Here is a 20,095-nt window from a genome sequence, read left to right as displayed (position 1 = left end):
AATGAGGAGGATCTACACGTGAACTTTAATATTCCTTTTAAAAATTCATCCCGATTATCTCATCTTGCGGAAAGCCCGGTACCTGTACATGGAAGGCAGAAACCGAAAGCGAGTTCCAGAATCACTTTGCTGGTCTCGCTGCTCACCTTGGGTTCCATGCTGCTGTCCGCCTGCGGGTCTTCGGCTAATCAGTCGTCAGGCTCCAACAGCTTCCCCGCCAATGCCTCAAATGCTAATGGCACAGCTTCGGCTTCAAACGGGGAAACGTCCTCTGCTCAGGCAGCAGACACGAAGCTGAGGATTTTATCAAGTAATGTTGGCGGGAAGACGCCTGAGGAAATGAAGCGATTTGAAGAGGAAATCAAACGGTTGACCGGTATTGAGGTCACTATTGAGAAACCGGCCAGCGATTATGATCAGAAGGTGCTGACGGCACTTGGTTCTGGTGAGAAATACGATTTGATCGAAGGCAGTGATCTTGGCAAGCTGAATATGTTTATTGATCAAGGTGTAACTACAGATTTAACCGATTTTGTCCAAGGCTCCAAGGAATTGTCCGATCCAACCGTCGTGCCGACTGAGGAATGGGACCAGTTAAAGGGGAAAGACGGCCACATTTATGCTGTGTTCAGCAAGTTCCAGGGTGGAACGATGCCGATTGTGCGCAAGGACTGGCTGGACAAGCTGCACCTGCAGGAGCCTAAAACGCTGGATGACTATTATAACGTGCTGAAGGCTTTCGCGGAACGAGATCCGGACGGCAACGGCAAAAAAGACACCTACGGTCTGTCCACTTCAGGACTCTATGATATTCAAGGTTTTATGTCTGCTGCGGGCTTGAAATACCGCTATGTTATGAAAGACGGCAAACGGACCATCCCTTACGCTTCGGATGCGGCGATCCCGATGTATGAATGGTTCGCCAAACTTACGAAGGAAGGCATTCTGGACCCTAACTTCGTCACCAATGATACCGCAAAAATGCGCAACCTGTTCCTGACCGACCGTGTCGGCATGATCACTTATTGGGACGCCTGGGTCGGAATGCTGAACAATACGCGCCAAGAAGAGGATCCGAATACGTCCTTTCAGGCTGAAGCCGTTGCCGGAGCGGAAGGACCGGACGGCAAAATCATGCTGAGACGCGGAGATCCGGACTACTGGATGGTTCCGGCTAACGCGGAACACGTGGAAGCCGCCGAGAAATTCCTGGAATTCTGGCATTCGGAGCCGGGCATCATCCTGGGCAGCCTTGGCATCGAAGGTGAAGACTACACGAAAGACAATGGAACTTATACGCTGACTGAAACGGGAAAAGAACATGGCATGGATCATGGGGTTCCGTTCTGGTACAACGAAAACGTTAAAGCCCCGTTCGACAAACTGCCGGGTGTCCAAGCAGCGCAGGATCTGGTCAAACAGTATGCGACCCTCGAATTGTCTCTTCCGGAATGGAGCGATGCTGAGAAGATCGTAACCAATTATGCCCTGAAGGCGATGTCCGGAAGCATGCCGGCTGCTGATGCTGTGAAACAGATGCAGAAAGAGCTTAAAGCAGCTAATCTGATCGACGAGTAGGGCACAGATCGCAGGAGGGAGACAGGCTGTGAGGGCAAACAGCTTCACGGCCAAAGCCCGTTTTCTGCATATCTATCAAACCTGCCGAACAAAGGATGTGAGAGTTCATGCTGAAAACTTGGCGTAAATACGGAGCGCTTTATTTGATGATGATCCCTGTCATTTGCTACTTTCTGGTCTACGGATATTATCCGCTGGCCAGGGGGCTGCAAATTAGCTTTCAGGACTATCGTCTGATCGGAAATCGGCCGTATATTGGTTTCGATAATTACGGGACTGTATGGCATGATCCGAACTTCTGGAAATCGTTGACCAATACCCTTGTCATAGGTGGAGGATCGCTCGTTTGCGGATTTCTGGCTCCGCTGATCATTGCCTTATCCCTAAATGAGGTGCTTAAGTCGTGGTTTAAGAAAACGGCGCAAATGCTCTTATACGTCCCCCATTTATTATCCTGGGTAGTCGTCGGAGGCATGTGGATCTATTTGCTTTCGCCGGACACCGGCTTGGTCAACCTTCTGCTGCAGCGGACCCTGGACATCCCGCCCGTGCATTTTCTGGCCGAATCCGGCTGGGCAAGAGTGGTAATGATTCTGGTAGCTACCTGGAAGGATATGGGGTATAACTGTATTTTATTTCTGGCAGGAATCGTAGCCATCAATCCCTCTTTATATGAAGCGGCCAGACTGGACGGTGCCACCAGATGGCAGCAGGTCCGTTATGTCACTTTACCTCAGATTCAAAGCACGATGAAAGTAGTTCTGCTGCTCAATACGCTTGGCCTGCTCCGCATTTTCGATCAGGTGTTTATCCTGCGGAACAATTCGACGGCTCCTGATGTCGACGTGCTCATGTATTACACATACCAGAAGGGCATTCTTGACTTTCATGTCGGAGTGGCTGCGGCAGCCAGTGTGCTGGTTTTGATCTTTACGTTGCTTCTGACTCTGATCGTAAGAAAACTAACCAGATTTGACGAGGTGTAGAAATTGATGGGCATAGAACGATTTGAACGGGCAGGCTGGGGAAGCCGGGTATTTGATGCCATTAATCTGCTTTTTCTGCTGCTGCTGATGTTAACCATGATCATCCCTTTCCTGAACGTAATTTCCTTATCTTTGTCGTCAGGGGTGGCCTCCATGCAGCCCGACATTATTTTGCTGCCCAAGGACTTCAGCTTTGAGGGTTATAAGATCATCTGGACAAGTCTGGACATCTGGCGGCCGTTTGTGAACAGCGTAACCGTAACGGTGACTGGGACCTTGCTGCATGTCCTTTTGTCCTCGCTGGCCGGATATGTATTGGTGCATCCTCATGTCCCGGGGAAAAAGCTGATGATCACCTTTATCCTGATTACGATGATGATCCCGCAGGAAGCGGTGCTTATTCCTCTATATGTCGTCAATAAGGACCTGCATTTGATCAACACGCTCAGCGTGCTGGTTTTGTCGGGCCTGGTGTCCGGCTTCTCCATCCTTCTGATGCGGAATTTCTTTCTCAGCATTCCTTATGAAATCGCCGAGTCGGCGAAGATTGATGGTGCCGGGGAATTTTGGGTATTTGGCGCCATCTATATGAGGCTGGCAACGGCCGGCTTGGCTACGGTTACACTGTTTGAGTTTGTAAGACGCTGGAATATGTTTACGGAACCGCTAGTTTTCATTAATGACAGCATGAAATATACGCTGCAGCTTGCGCTGAAATCAATGATCGTGGATACAAGCGCCACGTCGAGCACTTATATGGTGACGACCAATGTGAAAATGGCCGGCATCATCATCGCTATTTTGCCTCTGATTGCCATCTATCCTTTTGTGCAAAGGTTTTTCATGAAAGGAATTTTGCTTGGGGCAAGCAAGGAATAGGTGCATCCAGGCTTAATCAGTTATTTGCAGGTGAACAGATAAACGGAGAGGAAGGCATAAAGATGACCGTTCTGGAAAACAACCGAACTGCTCCTTTCACGTTAAGGATTGAACAGGAGCTTTTGATCCAACATGAGCAGGAAAAAAGTTACCCCGAGATCACCTTTCAGGTTCCGGATCAGGTCGAAAAAATAGAAGTCTGCTATCGTTATCCCAAAAACGAGCAGACCGTAGTGGATATCGGCCTGCGTTCGCCTGAACGCCTGATCGGCTGGAGCGGCGGGGCCAGGGAGCGTTTCTTCGTCGGTTTGGAGAAAGCCACTCCCGGCTATTTGGCCGGTCCCTTGAAACCGGGACAGTGGTCCGTTATGCTTGGAGCTTACCGGATTCCGGAAGAGGGCTGCCGGGTAAGCGTAGAAATCCTTTTAACGCTCCAACACGAACGCTGGCTGAAAGGCGATCTTCATGCGCATACGCGGCACAGTGACGGCAGTTATACGCCTGAGCAGGCCATGGAGCTCAGCCTTGGGAAAGGGCTGGACTATTTGGCTTTGACGGATCATAACACAGCTTCGCAAAATCGTTTTGCCCATGCCGGGCATGAGGAGCTGCTGCTGATTCCGGGTGTGGAGCTGACCAGCTATAAAGGGCATGCTAATTTGCTTGGACATCCGGACAGCCTGGAAGACTTCCGGGTGCTTACCCGAGAGCAGGCGGCTGCCCAGTTGGAGAAAGCGCGAGACAAAGGCGCACTGATTTCGCTAAACCATCCGTTTGACGAAAGCTGCCCTTGGGAATTCGGGTTTGATGTTCCTTATGACGCAGTCGAAGTGTGGAACGGACCTTGGCGGGAATTGAACGAAACGGCGGTCAGATGGTGGCAGGAGCAGCTGGCACAGGGACAAAGAATCGTGGCGGTCGGCGGCAGCGACGTGCACCGCACGGAGGCTTATATGAGCCACGGGACACCAACCGCTTATGTCCTGGCAGGATCGGAAACGGCAGGAGCTATTATAGAAGGGATTCGAAGAGGCGCGGTAGTAATATCTATGGAGGCCAACGAAACGTTTATGGATTTTAGAGCGGGACAAACCCGGGTCGGGGGAACGGTTACCGCTGTTGAAGGCGAAGAGGTAACCTTTGAAATTCAAATACGCGGAGCTGTGCAGGATCGTATTGGGTTGTGGTCGGACCGGGGGCTGGAGCAGGAATGGAACGTGGAGCACAAACAGGACATCGTGTTGAATTTACCCGGTGACCGTTTGTTTTACCGATTGGAAGCCCGCCGATTCCTGCCGGAGCACAATATCGAGGTTATGAGCTGCCTCACTAACCCGATCTATCTTGAACGACAAGGGGCATCTTCCTAACGTGAATGTTAGAGGAGCCGAATCCGGGCATCAGCATCACCGCCGCACTCTTCCCCGTTCAGCCAGGCTCCTGCTGGCGGTGAATGCCTGCAATGCACTCGGTACCAGCTTATCCAGTATATTTATTAATGTATATTGGTATAAATTAACACAGGATATGTCTCAAACGCTGCTCTTTAATCTGATTACTTATTTGGCCTGGTTACCGGCGTTTGCAGCGGCAGGATGGCTCAGCAAAAAAGCCAGCCGCACCAAAGCATTATGGATCGGAAGCGCAGTACAGGTCCTATTTTACATCAGTGTATTGGGCTTAGGTACCGAGTCGTCCAAATGGCTGACAGCTTTAGGGATTCTGAATGGAATCGGGCAGGGTTTCTACTGGATGTCGGTGAATGTGCTCAGCGTGGATGTGACCAGCCCTGAGAACCGCGACTGGTTCAACGGAGTCAATGGAATTGCGGGAGCGGTTTCCGGCATGATAGGGCCGCTTGTGGCGGGAATCGTAGTTGGAGCTATGCCGCAGATGGCCGGTTATACCACCGTATTTATGCTTAGCTTTGTATGTTTCCTGGTTTCACTGCTGACCGCGCTGCTTCTGCCGAAAGACCGGCCTGAGGGGGGCTTTGACTGGAGCAGTTTAAATCAAACTTTGAGGCATAAGGAGTGGCGCTCGCTTACCTTCGCTTTTGTTGGTGTGGCTTTCCGGGACGGCGTGCTTTCGGTAGCAATCTGGCTGTGGGTTTATATCGCTACGGGCAGCGAAAGCTCAACGGGTCAATATGCGTTTCTGACTACACTGCTCTCGGTTGGCGGGTTCTACCTTGTCGGTCATTTCGGGAAAGAGCATTTGCGCTGGAGGTTTATGGTATTTGGCGCTGTGCTGATCAGCTTGTCCATGACAGGTATCGCACTGCTGACTACCTGGAGCCTTGTCTTATACGCAGTTGTCAGCGCAGCCCGCCGGCCTTTTTTTGATGCTCCTTTTAATACTACAGCCTTTAATGCAATCGGCCGATTTGACCGAAACGGAACAATCCGAATCGAGCTGGTTGTATGGAGGGAGGCAGCGCTCAGTGTTGGACGAATCTCCAGTGTAGCGCTGCTTTATGCGATTTACCGTTCTGATACTCCTCATATAGAACTACAATTAAATCTGTTTCTGGGGGCCATGGTTGTTATGGGCCTAATGCCTCTCTATTTCATTCGTAAGGCTGCTGCAGCTTCACAACGGTCGAAACGGTTGCCCGAACGACATTACTCTATCGGACCTAGTGAAGAAGAGTCTGCTTGATGTGACCCGGTCCACTTTTGTTAGTAAACAATTATTCTAACATTCCTTTCTAAACTACCGTTTCTAACTATACTATTTTTGCTAACATCCTTCGGAATGCAGCTTGTTCCGGGGGTTGTCCTTTTTAAGGGCATTGATTGCTCTTTTTAATTGTGCTATAATTTGCACATATTAATTTAGTTAAAAGGAGTTAAAGGCATGGCGCAGGTAAAACGGCTTGGGTTTGGCCTGCAGGCGCTCAGATTGCTTGCGAAAGAGAACCGCTTTATGACCAGCTCAGAAATCGCCGAGGTGCTTGGTTGTGAACCGACAGCGCTGCGGAAAGTGATGGCCCAGCTGGCTGAAAGCAAGCTGCTGGAGGTCAGGCAGGGACGGATGGGAGGCTACAAGCTGTTTCGCAGTCCGGAACAAATTCCGCTTTCCGAGGTCTTTGAAGCTGTCCGGGATGATGAAGCCGAATGGCAGGGGATGCTCGACACCCTGCAGGATGCAGCGGAAGGCAGCAAGATTCAGAACGTCTTTGGCCGAATCCTGAATGATATTAACACAGTAGTAGAGAAGACGCTCGGGACCTACACGGTGGCGGATTTGCTTGAAGAGTAAAGCGGCGGGCCGGATAAGGAGTTAAATGTGCAATTTCGCGCACAATTTATGCGGAACGCTTTTTAAAGAGAATCATTTGAACGAGGAGGAGAAGAAAAGAATGAAGATAAGGTGGTATGGGCAGTCGAGTTTCTTGATCACAAGCGAGGCAGGGACGAAGGTGCTCATTGATCCGTTAGGCAAAATGCTGGGCTACAAAATGCCGCGTCTGACAGCGGATATAGTGGCGGTTACACATAACCACCGGGATCATAATCAGGTTCAAATTGTAGATGGTGAATACATCCTGGTTAACGAAGCCAAGTCTTATGAGATCGATGGAATCCGCATCAAAGGAATCAAAACTTTTCACGATAACGTGGGCGGGGCGAAACGGGGCGACAACATCGTGTTTGTGTTTGAGATCGATGGTATGCGGGTTGCGCATTGCGGCGATCTGGGGCATCAGCTGAGCGATGAGCAGGCGGAGGCGATTGGGCAGGTTGATGTGCTGATGGTGCCGGTTGGAGGCAAAATGACGCTGGACGGTCAAGGCGCTTATAAAGTCGCTCAGCAGCTTAAGCCCTCTATCGCCATTCCGATGCATTACCGGAAGAAAGCGCTTGGACTGGCCGGCAGGTTCTTTTTTGAAAAAGCAGATGTTTTTCTAAAATTAATCGGTTCTTCCCGTCATGAGCAGGTGCTGATGGTGGAACCTCAACATCTGAAGGGGCAAACGGAAGCTGTAACGCTGGATTATAAATAAGTCGTTGAGTAGTTATGCTGCTTGTCGAAAAGGAGTTTAGACGTGAATACAACCCGATTCCAATCCTGGAGGCTGCCAGGCCAGCTGCTGACCTTGGTTACGGCGCTTCTGGGAGGATTTTTGTTTCAATGGGCCGGTCTGCCGATTCCTTGGCTGCTTGGGCCGATGATTTTTGTGCTGATTGGATCGCTGTTATTTAAAAATAAATATGCCTGGTCCAATAAAACCCGGAATGGCGGCATGGTCCTCGTAGGTTATACCATTGGCCTGTCCATGACCGGGACCGCTTTGAAGTCGATGTCTCACCAGCTTCCATCGATGGCGGCGATGACCATTTTGCTGCTGCTCATGTGCATGGGATTTGCGTTTATTATCTCCAAGCTGTCGGGCATCGATTTTATTACCCTGCTCATGGGGAGCATCCCCGGGGGATTGACCCAGGTCATTATGCTGGCTGAAGAAACCAAAGGGGCCGACATCACAATAGTCACCTTTTATCAGGTTATTCGGCTGATGATGATTATTATTTTGGTGCCGCTATTCATTTTCAGTCCACTGTTCGGTTATCAGCATTCGGCGAGCGGGCAGGCCGAAGCGGCTCAAGCCGCCTCGGAAGCGGTGTCCTATGCTCCTGGCATAACCTGGCAGCTGCTGGTTTTCTTAGCTGTAGCAGCGGTATTTGGACTGCTTGCGAACCGGATCAAATTCCCGACGGCCTTCCTGCTGGGACCGGCGATTGCGACAGCCGTTTTTCAGGCCATTTGGCAATCCGGACCCACTTTGCCAACCGAGCTGGTGAATGCCGCCCAGCTGGTGATCGGCGCCAACGTTGGCCTGATGCTGAAACCGGGTGCGCTGCAGAACAAGATCAAAGTCTTTGGCTGCGCCCTGCTGAGCGGCGTACTGCTGATTGTTGGAGCTTTTGTATTTGCTTTGATCCTGAAATGGACGGAGTCGCTTTCGCTGGCAACGTCGCTGCTCAGCATGGCGCCTGGCGGCATGGACCAAATGAGCATCATGGCCCACGAAATTAACGCTGAGCTTTCGGTGGTGGCCGGGTACCAGCTGTTCCGGACCTTCTTTATCTTCCTGGCCGTACCGCCGCTGTTCCGGCTGTTTTACAAGTATTACAGCGGGCGGAAGGCGCCCACGGAGCAAACTTAGCTTTTCTTGGCTTTAAAAAAAGAACAGCCCCCGTTTGGCTCAGGCATAACCTGGCCAGGCGGGGGCTGTTTGATTTTCCTTAACTGCAGGCGCAGTTCAGAACCGGCTTGCGGGCTGCGCCGGTTTCGTCCAGCCGGGTTACCGGCGTGGTATAAGGCGCATTCAGCAGCAGCTCGGGATTTTCTTTCGCCTCCTGGGCGATTTGGATCATCGTGTCGATGAAATCGTCAAGCGTTTCTTTGCTTTCGGTTTCCGTCGGCTCGATCATGATGCATTCTTCTACATTCAGCGGGAAGTAGATGGTAGGCGGATGATAACCGAAATCGAGCAGTCGTTTGGCAACGTCAAGCGTATGGATGCCGTATGGCTTAAGACCGCTGCCGGACATGACGAATTCGTGTTTGCAGATCCGGTCATACGGCATTTCGAAATAAGGCGCCAATCTGGCCCGCATATAGTTAGCGTTCAGCACGGCATGTTCGGATACGGTGCGCAGACCTTCCGGGCCGTAAGTACGGATGTAGGCGTAAGCACGGACGAGAATGCCGAAGTTGCCGTAATAGGCTTTTACGCGGCCAATCGAGCGGTCCTGCTTTTCGCTGAAAGCGAAAGAGCCGTCTTCGTTTTTCACGACAATAGGTCCTGGCAGGTAAGGGAGCAGGATGTTTTTCACGCCGACCGGACCCGCGCCGGGGCCTCCGCCGCCGTGAGGGGTGCTCATCGTTTTGTGCAGGTTCAAGTGCACAACGTCAAAGCCCATGTCGCCAGGGCGGGTGATGCCCATAATGGCGTTGGAGTTGGCGCCGTCATAATAGACCAGGCCGCCCGCTTCATGCACGATTTCGGCGATTTCCACGATCTGCTCTTCGAACAAGCCAAGCGTGTTCGGATTCGTCAGCATCAAAGCGGCCGTATCTTCGCCAACTGCTCCCCGCAGGGCATCCAGATCCACCAGGCCGTTTGCTTTGGAAGGAATCGTGACGGTCTGGAAGCCGGCAACGGAAGCGCTGGCCGGGTTGGTGCCGTGCGAGGAGTCCGGCACGATCACCTTGACGCGGTTGTGCTCGCCGCGTTCCTCATGGTAAGCGCGGATCATCATCAGCCCGGTCCATTCGCCATGGGCGCCGGCCGCAGGCTGCAGCGTAACCGCGTCCATGCCGGTCAGTCCGGCCAGGTCGTTTTGCAGCGTGTGCATCAGCTCAAGCGCGCCCTGTACGCTTTCTTCCGGCTGGTAAGGGTGGATTTTGGCAAAGCCGGCGTAACGGGCCACGTCTTCGTTGATTTTCGGATTGTATTTCATCGTGCAGGAGCCCAGCGGATAGAAACCATTGTCTACCCCGAAGTTGCGCCGGGACAATTCCGTATAGTGGCGAATCACGTCCACTTCGTAAACCTCAGGCAAAGCGGCTTCTTCCTTGCGCAGGAATTGCGCCGGAATCAGCTCTTCCACAGGCTGGACCGGTACGTCGATTTCCGGCAGGGAATAAGCAACACGGCCCGGGGTGCTCAGTTCAAAGATCAGCGCTTTATCTTTCAAGTCTTTGGTGCTTACGCTCATAGGGATCCCTCCAAAATAACCGAAAACCGGTCGATTTCTTCTTTGCTGCGGCGTTCCGTAACAGCAATCAGCATATGGCCTGCGAGTTCCGGATACGTTTTGCCGAGGTCATAACCGCCAATATAACCTTCGGCCAGCAGTTTGCTTTGCAAAGCGGCCATGTCTGTACCTTCCGGCAGCTGGATGACGAATTCATTAAAGGTCGGCGAAGGGAAGGGGATGGATACCCCCTTTATGGCAGCCAGTTTTTGTTTGGCATAATGGCTTTTTTGCAGGTTGAGGTGGGAAACCTCCTTAAGCCCCTGTCTGCCCACGAGCGACAGATAAACGGAAGCGCACAGCGCCAGCAGCGCCTGGTTGGAGCAGATGTTGGATGTTGCTTTCTCGCGGCGGATGTGCTGCTCGCGCGCTTGCAGCGTCAGCACGAAACCACGTTTGCCGTTCCGGTCGGTCGTCTGGCCGACGATCCGGCCCGGCATCCGGCGCATATGCGCTTCGGATACGGCAAAAAATCCGCATGTTGGGCCGCCGTAGGAGCCGGAAATGCCAAGCGGCTGAGCGTCCCCGATCACGATATCGGCGCCTTGTCGGCCCGGCGCTTCGATCAGTCCGAGCGCCAGCGGGTTGGTGCTGACGATCAGCAGCGCTTTGCTGGCATGGGCCAGCTCGCCAAACGCCTGCACGTCTTCCACAGCCCCGAAGAAGTTCGGGCTCTGCACGATGACGGCCGCCGTATCCGGCGTTACCGCCTGGGCCAGCGCTTCGGCATCGGTTACGCCGCCCAAGGTGCCGACTTCGACGACTTCCAGATTGAGGCCGTGAGCGTAAGTGTCAAGGACACCGCGCGCTTCCGGATGGACGGCACGGGAGACGACAATCCTCTTGCGGCGGGTCGCGCCCGCTGCAAGGTTCGCAGCTTCCGCGAGCGCGGTTGCCCCGTCGTACATACTGGCATTGGCAACAGCCATGCCGGTCAATTCGCAAATGTAAGACTGGAATTCAAAAATAGCCTGCAGCTCGCCTTGGCTGATCTCCGGCTGGTAAGGCGTATAAGCCGTATAAAATTCCGAACGGGAAACGACGTGATTAATGACGGAAGGTACGTGATGATCGTAAATGCCTGCGCCAAGGAAACTGACGTAACGGTCGCTGTCGGCGTTTTTGCCGGCCAGCGCGCCCATATGGCGGGTCAGGGCGTATTCATCCAGACGGGAGGATACCGGCAGCTCGCCATTGAAGCGAATGCTGGCAGGAATGTCGGCGAACAGATCTTCCACGGATTCTACGCCGATCGTGGCCAGCATTTCTTTTTTGTTGTCTTCAGTAATCGGCAGATAACGGTGTTTCATGGATTATTCAGCTCCTTTGGCAGGCTTTGCGGTTTTTTTTGTAAAATGGAGCTTTCACGACTTCGGCTTTCAGCTTTCTGCCGCGAATCTCGACTTCGACGACGGTGCCGATGGCGGCGTACCCGCTGTCCACCAGCGCGAGCCCCAAATTGCGTTTCAAAGAAGGCGATTGGGTACCTGTGGTGACTTCCCCGATCTTCACGCCGTCTCCATAAACCGGATAGTGGGAACGCGGAATCCCGCGGTCGATCATCTCGATGCCGACCAGCTTGCGCGGCAGCCCGGCGGCCTTTTGCGCTTCCAAAGCGCTGCGCCCGATAAAATCGCCTTTGTCCCATTTCACGAAAAAACCTACGCCGGCTTCCAGCGGCGAAATCGTAGCGGACAGCTCCTGTCCGTACAGAGGCAGCTTGGCTTCGAAGCGCAGCGTATCGCGGGCGCCCAGTCCAGCAGGTACAAGACCCTGTGGCGCTCCCGCCGCCAGCAGCCCTTTCCAGATGGCCGGGGCTTGTTCGGCCGGCGCATAAATTTCAAAACCGTCTTCTCCGGTATAACCGGTGCGGGAGAGAATCGCTTTGGCGCCAAACAGTTCAACCTCAGCGGCAAATGTAAAAGAGGACAACCCGGCAGCCGCCGCAATGCCGGCTTCGGTCAAAATTTGTTCGGCTAAAGGCCCTTGCAGAGCGATCAGCGCTGTTGTAGAGGAAATGTCAGTCATTTGGACGTCTTCAGGCTGGTGGTCCCGCAGCCATTCCCAATCCTTGCGGATATTGGAGGCATTTACGACCAGCATGTAATGATTTTCCGAAAGACAATACACGAGAAGATCATCTACGACGCCGCCGGTCGGATAACACATCAGCGTATATTGGGCTGCGCCTGGCTGCAGGGCCGAGACATCGTTGGTGAGCATGTTTTGCAGGAAGGGAAGCGAGCCTTCGCCTTCCACCAGAAATTCGCCCATATGGGACACGTCGAACAAACCGGCCTGATGGCGCACGGCATCATGTTCCTTCTGAATGCCTTCAAATTGGACAGGCAGCTCCCAGCCGCCGAAATCGATACATCTTGCGCCAGGATAATCGGCATAACAAGGAAATAGCGGCGTTCTCAACAATTCTGACATTTTTTCACCTCGTAAGTGTTTGATCAAAGCACAAAAAAGGACAGGGCCAAGAACCCGTCTGTCCCGCGGAAATCCCGCAGTTACGGTTTCTTGAAGCCTCTGTCCTTGGTACCTGAGAGTGTCCCTTGCGCCGCGGATGTCCTGATAACCTCCGCGCTGTTCAGGTTTCCCCTTGGGTGACCCGGCGGCTTGCGCTGCCGAATGCTCTCCAGAGATGCGTCCGGTAAAAGTCCTTTTGCCTGAGAGATTCACTCCAGCTAATGGCAGGAGTTTGCTCCTTCGGCGTTGCCGCTTTCGCTAGAAAACGGCAATCTCTCCCTTTACGTTCACCCGCTCTTCATACTCTCATTTAAACGGGTAAACCCGAAGGATGTCAACAAAATTATGTTTTAATTTTCGGATTATGGGGGACAAACCCTGGAATACAGCGTTCTCATGCCGTTATAAACAGGAAAAATAGAAAATGCCAGCTATATTGACTTTTGCTAGCGAAATGAATAACCTAGACTTGTAAATCCCTGCCGAGGTCGGGACGGAACAAGACCGCACTTGGATGATGACAGTCTGGAATCAAAATAAGTTCACGAGATTGGAGCGGAAGAATAGCGATGAGCGAAATTAAACAAGGACTTTGGTACAGCGAAGAACACGAATGGGTACAAGATATGGGAGATGGCACCGTGCTTGTCGGCATCACGGATTTTGCACAGGATCGCCTGGGCGACATCGTGTTTGTTGAACTGCCGGAGACAGGCACCGAGGTTGGAGCCGAAGACGGCATCGGAACGATCGAATCCGTTAAGACCGTATCTGATTTGTTCTCTCCGGTCAGCGGCACGATTGTAGAAGTGAATGAAGAGCTGACGAACGCTCCTGAACGCGTGAACGAAGCACCTTTCGGCAGCGGCTGGATGGTCAAGATCAAATTGTCCGCTTCTCCGGACGAAGCTTTCGCCAAACTGATGAACGCTGAAGCTTACGGCAAACATATCGACGAATAAATCATTAACTTTTGGATGATAAAAATGTCAAAGAGCCCTTCTGAAGCGCATTGCGCTCCGGAAGGGCTCTTAGTGTTTGTGGGACGTAAAGCGCTTGAAGTTGTTTACACGCCTTGCGTCGGGCTGTACTTTTAAGCCAGTTCAGCTTCAATGGCGGCGCCCATTTCCTGGGATCTGGAGGCCGAGCGGTGGACGGCTGATTTGACAGCTTCGGTAAACCGATATTGGTCCAGCACTTCCAGAGCTGCCTGGGTAGAACCGTTCGGGGACGTAATGGCTTTTCTCAAATCTGCCGGTTTCTCGCCGGTCTGCTTCATCATGGACGCTGCGCCAAGCACGGTTTGCACGGTCAGCTCGCGGGCCTGCTCGGGCGAAAGTCCGCCTTCAATGCCGGCGGCAATCATCGCTTCCATCATGTAATACACATACGCCGGTCCACTTCCGGATACGCCGGTCAAAATTTCCATTTGTGCTTCCGGAATGACGCTTACCATGCCTACAGCTTCAAAGATGGACAGTGTACGCGAGCGCAGCTCAGGCGTCACTTCCTCCGAGAAGGAGATGCCGGTAGCGCCCAGTCCGATTGTACTGGATGTGTTTGGCATGGTTCGGGCGACCGGCAGTTTATCGCCCAGCAGGCTTTGAATGGTTGGAATCGACAAGCCGGCGATTATGGATACGATTAATTGATTACCCTGAATGAGCGGAGTCAAACGCCGAATGGCGGCCCCTGCATCTTTGGGTTTCATCGCAAGCACGATGATTTCGGCTTTGGAGAGCAGTTCATTCTGGGTTTCCGCGTCTGCAGCGGTAACAACCCCGTAGTTGGCCTCCAGCTGCTTCAGGCGTTCTGTATTGCTGCGGTTGAACATGGCGATTTGCTCGGATTTGGCTGCCGATGAGGCAATCAGTCCGCGGGCGATCGCTTCGGCCATGGAGCCGGCGCCGTAGAAGACGATAGCCTGAGAAGCTGAAGATAAGGGTGTATTGGACATCGTAAAATAACCTCCTGATAATGGAGCTGGTTCAATCGGGCTCAGTTAGCCGCGGATTTGCCCCGAGCCCTTAATGATATATTTGGTGGAAGTGAGGGCGGACAGGCCCATAGGCCCGCGGGCGTGAAGCTTTTGTGTGCTGATGCCGATCTCCGCCCCGAAGCCAAATTCAAATCCGTCGGTAAAACGGGTAGAAGCATTGTGGTAAACGGCAGCCGCATCGACTTCGTTCTGGAAGCGGGCGGCAAGCTCCTCATTTTCCGTGACGATACACTCGGAGTGTTTGGTGCCAAATTTGGCGATGTGATCCATAGCCTGCTGGAGATCGTCCACAATTTTAACGTTTAGGATGTAGTCGTTATATTCCGTGGCGTAATCCTGTTCGGTTGCGGCTTTGGCTTCCGACAGAAGCTCCCGGGTCCGCTTGCAGCCTCTAAGCTCCACGCCTGCCGCTTTAAAGGCTTCTCCCACCCGATCCATATATTGGCCTGCAAAATGCTGATGAATCAGCAGCGTCTCCATCGAATTGCAGACGGAAGGGCGCTGGGCTTTAGCGTTCACCGCTATGCGAAGGGCCATTTCGAGGTCGGCGGAAGCGTCGAGATAAGTGTGGCAGATGCCGGCGCCTGTCTCGATAACGGGAACGCTTGCGTTCTGCACGACGTGCTGAATCAGGGAGCTGCCGCCTCTTGGAATAATAACGTCGAGCAGGCCGTTCAGCTTAAGCATCTCATCTACGGATGAACGGTCGGAATCGTGAACCAGCTGCAGCACGTCTTTAGGCAGTCCGGCTGTCTCTAGTGCGGCATGGAACAGCTCCGCAATCTGAATGTTGGAGGAAAGGGCTGCCGAACCTCCGCGCAGCAGCACAGCATTACCCGTCTTCAGGCATAGACCGGCAGCATCGACGGTGACGTTTGGACGCGCTTCGTAAATAATGCCGATTACGCCGATCGGCACCCGTTTCTTCACGATATGAAGACCGTTGGGCCGATCCAGCGTCTCAAGCACTTCTCCGACCGGATCCTTCAGCTCCGCAATCTGGCGGAGCCCTTCGGCCATGCCTTTAATTCGTTCCGCATTTAAGGCAAGCCGGTCGAGCATGGCTGCGGTGGTGCCGTTCTGCCGGCCGCGTTCCAGATCTTCACGGTTGGCCTTCAGTATTTCCTCGGTTCCGTTGATTAAAGCATCGGCAGCTGCAAATAAAGCATGATTCTTCTGCTCGCTGGTCAACCAGGCCAGCTGGGGAGCGCGTGCCGCTGCCAGCGCTGCTTTCTGTTTCACTTCGCTCATTTCGGGTAACCTCCAATCCGCGTTTGGCCGCCGCCAAATGTTAAAACCTCGAATTTGAATATTTCAAAGAAATCCATTCGTCCCGGTGGATAACCTCAAGCCGGTGGACGACATCAATCTGTTTCACCACATCGGCGCTGCTCAGCCCTTTGATCGTATCGAGCTCTTCCGCGTCATAGTTAACAATACCGCGGCCAAGCGTCGAATCGTCCGGGCCGTAAACCTCCACCACGTCTCCGGCATGAAAAGCGCCGTCGACCCGCTTGACGCCTACCGGCAGCAGGCTTCTGCCTCCATGGACAAGGGCCTCGGCTGCACCTTCATCAACGTACAGCCGGCCAAGAGGCGTGGACAGGAAGCCGAGCCACTGCTTCTTGCGGGGCAGGTTGGACGAAGAGGTGCTGAAATAAGTCCCGTGGCCATCGCCGCGAACTGCCGTCAGCAGCTCGCCCGCATCCCGGATACGCCCTACAAACACGGGAATCCCGCCGCGGGTAGCGATACGTGCGGCCTCCAGTTTGGAGCGCATGCCGCCGGTGCCGACTTTGCTGCCTGCTCCTCCGGCGCCCTGAAGCATTTCTTCCGTAATTTCTTCAACGCGGCTGAGGCGGACCGCACCCGGGTCGATGCGGGGATCCTGGGTATAGAGGCCGTCCATGTCCGTCAGGATGAGCAGATGATCCGCTTTGAGCAGGTTGGCTACAAGCGCGGAAAGGGTGTCGTTATCGCCGAATTTGAGTTCATCGACAGATACGGTGTCATTTTCGTTAATGACGGGAATGACCTGCTGCTTCAGCAGCTCTTCCAGCGCCATGCTCGCATTGCCCATACGTTTGCGGCTGTTGAAATCCGCGCGGGTGAGCAGCACCTGGGCGGAACGCACTTTGTGCCGGGCGAACGCCTCGCGGTAGGCCTGCATGAGCAGGGCCTGGCCGACCGCGGCCGCAGCTTGCTTCTCATGCAGCAGCTTGGGGCGCTGCTCATAGCCGATCTCGCGGAAACCGGCTGCGACGGCACCGGACGTGACCAGCACCGGCTGATAACCGGCCGCAACCAGCGAAGCCAGCTCAGCGGCAAAGAAGCGGGTAGCTTCTTTGTTGAGTCCCCCTTCCGGGGAGGTAAGGGAGCTGCTTCCAATTTTTACAACGATCCGATGCAGCATAAGGACAACCTCCTTGAGTAAACTTTCGTCTAAATCTATAAATAAGTCTCCATGCCGTCCATAACGGGAAGGAAGCACAGAGGAGCTGAAGCTGTCATCCATAAAAAAAAGCTCCCGTCCCCAGCACATGCGTGCAAAGGACGAAAGCTCGGCTTCCGCGGTACCACCTTTATTGATGAGCTCAAACTCGGCTCATCCGTCTTTAGGGCCTGTTAACAGCAGGCAGCTGTCCGGCAAAGCCGGCCGTTCGGGGGTAGGTTTCCGCAGGAGTTCCGGTAAATTCTCGCAGCCTAAGGAATTTACTCTCTGAGAACGGAGCTGTCGCCCGCGTACTGGTCCCGTCATTACGTTTCGTATTTTATTGCTAGAATACCATAGCGGTCTGACTTTGCAAAGACGAAAAACGAGCAAACAGGCTTTTTCCAAGCGGCATACCCTGAATAACATATAAGGAAATTGACGGCCAGCAGAGCCGCCTCTAAGATGAGTACAAGAAGAAGTAAGCCCCATCAAGCAATAGGACTAGTGCACGTTGGGAAAGGAGGAGGCCTTTTGCGATCCTATCCGGAATATTGGAACCTGGCATTGATTCAGGCCGATTTGATCCTGGGTGAACCTGCGCTGAACCGCAGCCGGATTGAAGCTTTGATGGAGCAGGCCATGACGGCTGCCGCCAGACCTGATCTCATCATGCTGCCGGAAATGTGGACCACCGGTTACGCGCTGGACCGCATACAGGAGCTGGCTGACCCGGAAGCGGAAAGCTCCCGCGCCTGGCTCAGCGCATTTGCCGCCAAACATAACGTTCATATCGTAGGCGGCTCGGTTGCTGAACGAAGCAAAGACGGACAGGTCCGCAACACGATGCTTGTTATTGACCGTCAAGGCCGCGAAGTCGGCCGGTATTCTAAAATCCACCTGTTCCGGCTCATGCAGGAAGAGAAGCATTTGGCAGAAGGGACGGAGACCGTCACCTTCGACCTGGAAGGCCTGTTATGCGGAGCTTCCGTTTGTTACGACATCCGCTTCCCGGAGCTGGGCCGGACCTTGGCTTTGGCCGGTGCCAAACTGTTGTTTGTACCGGCCGAATGGCCGCATCCGCGCCTTCACCATTGGCGGACGCTGCTGCAGGCAAGGGCCATTGAGAACCAGATGTACGTGGTGGCCTGCAACAGGGTGGGCCAGGATGCGGCCAACCGCTTTTTCGGCCATTCGCTCATCATCGATCCGTGGGGAGAAATCCTTTCAGAGGGCGGAGAGGAAGAAGGCATCATAGCCGGTTGCATCCAGCTTGCGCTTGTGGATGAGGTGCGCGGGCGCATTCCGGTCTTTGAAGACCGGCGGCCGGACTTGTACCGGCTTTAAGCCGTCTTCATTCTTCGTCTTTCCAGCGGTTGTTAAACGTCTGCTTAAAGGTCTGGATAAAAGCCTCCGCCGCTTTGGACAAATACCGCCCTTTGCGGTAGGCGATGATCAGCGTGCGGCTGGGAGCCGGTTCGGCCAGCGGAACATAAACGGGCATCAGCTCGCTCCGTTTGGCCCTAGCGATGAAACGGGGAACCAGCGTAATCCCCATCCCGGCCGCCACCAGGGATTGGACGGTCTCAATGTTATTGCTTTCAAATACAACGTTTGGTTCAAAACCGGCCTGCTGGCACAAACCGACGGTCAGCTTGCGGAAGCCCTGGCCTTTCTTGAGAACCACAAAAGGTTCCTCCCGCAGCTCCTCTATGCGGACTCCATCGGCTTCGGTTCTTTGCGCCAAACGGTGGCCGGGCGGAACAGCGAGCAGAATCCGTTCCTCGCCGATAATTTCATAATCCAGCGAGGTTTCCTGAAGCGGCAGAGAAAGAAGGCTGAGGTCCGTGCCGCCTCCACCGGTCAGCTTCTCGAGATTCAAAGAAGTATCCTCCAGCAGAGAAATCTGAATGCCGGGATATGCCTGTTTAAATTCAGGCAGCACGTAAGGCAGCAGGTGGGAACCAGTAATCGGCATGCTTCCTACGACGACCCGTCCGCTTCTGAGCTGGGAGATGTCGTCCATTTCCTGGCGCAGCTCCTCGACAGCATCCATAATCCGCCGGGCATGAGCGACAAAGCTTTCTCCGGCATGGGTTAATTCTACGGAGCTGGTATTGCGCTGAAACAGCAGCACGCCCAGCTCTTTCTCCAGCTTCGACAGCTGCTGGCTGAGCGAGGGCTGGGCGATATGAAGTTTATCCGCCGCTCTTGAGAAATTTCGTTCTTCGGCAATTTTTAAGGTGTATTGAAGTTGTCTGAATTCCATGTTTCCTCCTGATTGGCACTAATAGCTTGGTTATAATTATAACCTATTAACAAGAGAGGATAAATAGGAAGGCGGCGAGCAGGATTTCCCATGACTTGAAAGAGTATGGTATAATGGCCCCATGATTAATGTGGAGGTTGTATGAATGAAGGTGTGGAAAGAAATCCGCGGATGGCTGCTGTCCATCGGGATCGCATTTGTACTTAGCTTGATCATCGGCATCTTTGTCATTCAGCCATATAAGGTAGACGGACATTCTATGGATCCTACTTTGCATGACAAAGAACGAATTTATGCCGAGAAATGGTCGCACGCTTTAGGCAGGGTACCCGATTACGGGGATATTGTCATAGTAGACAGCCGGGTAGACCGTTCCCGCTCTTTTTGGGATGATCTGAAGGAACATCCGCTGATTGCGCTTCTGACAGGCGAGTCGAAACAGGAAATTTTTTATGTGAAACGGTTAATCGGCAAACCCGGAGACAAGATCGAAATCAAGCAGGGCCACGTTTACCGGAACGGCGAGCTGCTGAACGAGCCTTATATTAAGGAACCTATGCGGATCGAACCGGATCAGGAATATGATGTTCCTGCCGGAGAGGTTTTTGTGATGGGAGATAACCGGAATAACAGCAAGGACAGCCGCATGATCGGCTTTATACCTCTTGACCATGTGATGGGGGTTAAAGGGCTGAAATAAACGGCCGA

At 53.3% G+C, this 20,095-nt stretch carries 18 protein-coding genes and 2 riboswitches; of the genes, 11 read left to right on the top strand and 7 right to left on the bottom strand.

Features of this window, described 5'->3' with window-relative positions; genetic code table 11:
- The first annotated feature begins 18 nt into the window (after window positions 1–18).
- The 8 genes from AWM70_RS09575 (at window position 19) to AWM70_RS09540 (ending at window position 8,616) form a co-directional block, all read left to right on the top strand.
- Window positions 19–1,578: an extracellular solute-binding protein gene (locus AWM70_RS09575; RefSeq protein WP_237167875.1), complete on the top strand. Its 1,560-nt coding sequence runs from the start codon at window positions 19–21 to the stop codon at window positions 1,576–1,578.
- A 107-nt stretch (window positions 1,579–1,685) separates the two neighbouring features.
- Window positions 1,686–2,564: an ABC transporter permease subunit gene (locus AWM70_RS09570; protein WP_068695842.1), complete on the top strand. Its 879-nt coding sequence runs from the start codon at window positions 1,686–1,688 to the stop codon at window positions 2,562–2,564.
- A gap of 6 nt (window positions 2,565–2,570) precedes the next feature.
- Window positions 2,571–3,443 (top strand): carbohydrate ABC transporter permease, encoded by an 873-nt coding sequence (locus AWM70_RS09565; protein ID WP_068695840.1) that lies wholly within the window; start codon window positions 2,571–2,573, stop codon window positions 3,441–3,443.
- A 62-nt stretch (window positions 3,444–3,505) separates the two neighbouring features.
- On the top strand, window positions 3,506–4,813 hold the full coding sequence (locus tag AWM70_RS09560) for a CehA/McbA family metallohydrolase (RefSeq protein ID WP_083180219.1): 1,308 nt from the start codon (window positions 3,506–3,508) through the stop codon (window positions 4,811–4,813).
- Between the two features lies 1 nt (window position 4,814).
- Entirely contained in the window at window positions 4,815–6,104 is a 1,290-nt protein-coding gene (locus tag AWM70_RS09555) for an MFS transporter (protein WP_068695838.1), read from the top strand.
- Window positions 6,105–6,302: 198 nt separating this feature from the next.
- Window positions 6,303–6,707, top strand: a complete 405-nt coding sequence (locus AWM70_RS09550; RefSeq protein ID WP_068695836.1) for an Rrf2 family transcriptional regulator — start codon at window positions 6,303–6,305, stop codon at window positions 6,705–6,707.
- Between the two features lie 100 nt (window positions 6,708–6,807).
- Window positions 6,808–7,452: an MBL fold metallo-hydrolase gene (locus tag AWM70_RS09545; RefSeq protein WP_068700531.1), complete on the top strand. Its 645-nt coding sequence runs from the start codon at window positions 6,808–6,810 to the stop codon at window positions 7,450–7,452.
- 42 nt (window positions 7,453–7,494) lie between these two features.
- Complete coding sequence (locus AWM70_RS09540) at window positions 7,495–8,616, top strand: AbrB family transcriptional regulator (RefSeq protein WP_068695834.1); 1,122 nt, start codon at window positions 7,495–7,497, stop codon at window positions 8,614–8,616.
- Between the two features lie 79 nt (window positions 8,617–8,695).
- On the opposite strand, the gene gcvPB is transcribed toward AWM70_RS09540, so the two are convergent.
- Genes gcvPB through gcvT form a run of 3 tightly spaced genes read right to left on the bottom strand, consistent with a single transcriptional unit; the run spans window position 8,696 to window position 12,649 of the window.
- Window positions 8,696–10,174, bottom strand: coding sequence for an aminomethyl-transferring glycine dehydrogenase subunit GcvPB (gcvPB, locus tag AWM70_RS09535; protein ID WP_206093433.1), 1,479 nt, complete (start codon window positions 10,172–10,174; stop codon window positions 8,696–8,698).
- On the bottom strand, window positions 10,171–11,523 hold the full coding sequence (gcvPA, locus tag AWM70_RS09530; protein ID WP_068695832.1) for an aminomethyl-transferring glycine dehydrogenase subunit GcvPA: 1,353 nt from the start codon (window positions 11,521–11,523) through the stop codon (window positions 10,171–10,173). The genes gcvPB and gcvPA overlap by 4 nt, the downstream gene beginning before the upstream one ends.
- 7 nt (window positions 11,524–11,530) lie before the next feature.
- Window positions 11,531–12,649 carry a glycine cleavage system aminomethyltransferase GcvT gene (gcvT, locus tag AWM70_RS09525; protein WP_068695830.1) on the bottom strand — a complete coding sequence of 373 codons (1,119 nt, stop codon included), beginning with the start codon at window positions 12,647–12,649 and terminating at the stop codon, window positions 11,531–11,533.
- Between the two features lie 97 nt (window positions 12,650–12,746).
- Window positions 12,747–12,863: riboswitch (glycine riboswitch) on the bottom strand.
- A gap of 3 nt (window positions 12,864–12,866) precedes the next feature.
- Window positions 12,867–12,979: riboswitch (glycine riboswitch) on the bottom strand.
- A gap of 278 nt (window positions 12,980–13,257) precedes the next feature.
- Between gcvT and gcvH the strand changes: the two genes are divergently transcribed.
- Window positions 13,258–13,650, top strand: a complete 393-nt coding sequence (gcvH, locus tag AWM70_RS09520; protein WP_068695828.1) for a glycine cleavage system protein GcvH — start codon at window positions 13,258–13,260, stop codon at window positions 13,648–13,650.
- Between the two features lie 131 nt (window positions 13,651–13,781).
- On the opposite strand, the gene proC is transcribed toward gcvH, so the two are convergent.
- Genes proC through proB form a run of 3 tightly spaced genes read right to left on the bottom strand, consistent with a single transcriptional unit; the run spans window position 13,782 to window position 17,100 of the window.
- Window positions 13,782–14,645 carry a pyrroline-5-carboxylate reductase gene (proC, locus tag AWM70_RS09515; RefSeq protein WP_068695826.1) on the bottom strand — a complete coding sequence of 288 codons (864 nt, stop codon included), beginning with the start codon at window positions 14,643–14,645 and terminating at the stop codon, window positions 13,782–13,784.
- A 45-nt stretch (window positions 14,646–14,690) separates the two neighbouring features.
- On the bottom strand, window positions 14,691–15,938 hold the full coding sequence (locus AWM70_RS09510; RefSeq protein ID WP_068695824.1) for a glutamate-5-semialdehyde dehydrogenase: 1,248 nt from the start codon (window positions 15,936–15,938) through the stop codon (window positions 14,691–14,693).
- A 40-nt stretch (window positions 15,939–15,978) separates the two neighbouring features.
- Window positions 15,979–17,100, bottom strand: a complete 1,122-nt coding sequence (gene proB, locus AWM70_RS09505; RefSeq protein ID WP_068695822.1) for a glutamate 5-kinase — start codon at window positions 17,098–17,100, stop codon at window positions 15,979–15,981.
- A 552-nt stretch (window positions 17,101–17,652) separates the two neighbouring features.
- On the opposite strand from proB, the gene AWM70_RS09500 reads away from it, so the two are divergent.
- The gene (locus tag AWM70_RS09500; protein WP_068695820.1) at window positions 17,653–18,465 is read left to right on the top strand and encodes a carbon-nitrogen family hydrolase; all 813 of its coding nucleotides are present in this window, start codon (window positions 17,653–17,655) and stop codon (window positions 18,463–18,465) included.
- Between the two features lie 7 nt (window positions 18,466–18,472).
- Here AWM70_RS09500 and AWM70_RS09495 read toward each other — a convergent pair whose 3' ends face one another.
- The gene (locus AWM70_RS09495) at window positions 18,473–19,387 is read right to left on the bottom strand and encodes a LysR family transcriptional regulator (RefSeq protein WP_068695818.1); all 915 of its coding nucleotides are present in this window, start codon (window positions 19,385–19,387) and stop codon (window positions 18,473–18,475) included.
- A gap of 145 nt (window positions 19,388–19,532) precedes the next feature.
- On the opposite strand from AWM70_RS09495, the gene lepB reads away from it, so the two are divergent.
- Window positions 19,533–20,087: a signal peptidase I gene (lepB, locus tag AWM70_RS09490; RefSeq protein WP_068695816.1), complete on the top strand. Its 555-nt coding sequence runs from the start codon at window positions 19,533–19,535 to the stop codon at window positions 20,085–20,087.
- Window positions 20,088–20,095: the final 8 nt, after the last annotated feature.

This window comes from Paenibacillus yonginensis (genome assembly GCF_001685395.1).
GTDB lineage: Bacteria > Bacillota > Bacilli > Paenibacillales > Paenibacillaceae > Fontibacillus > Fontibacillus yonginensis.
Note: the sequence above shows the minus strand (reverse complement) of the source record. Positions and strands in the feature narration are given on the sequence as shown.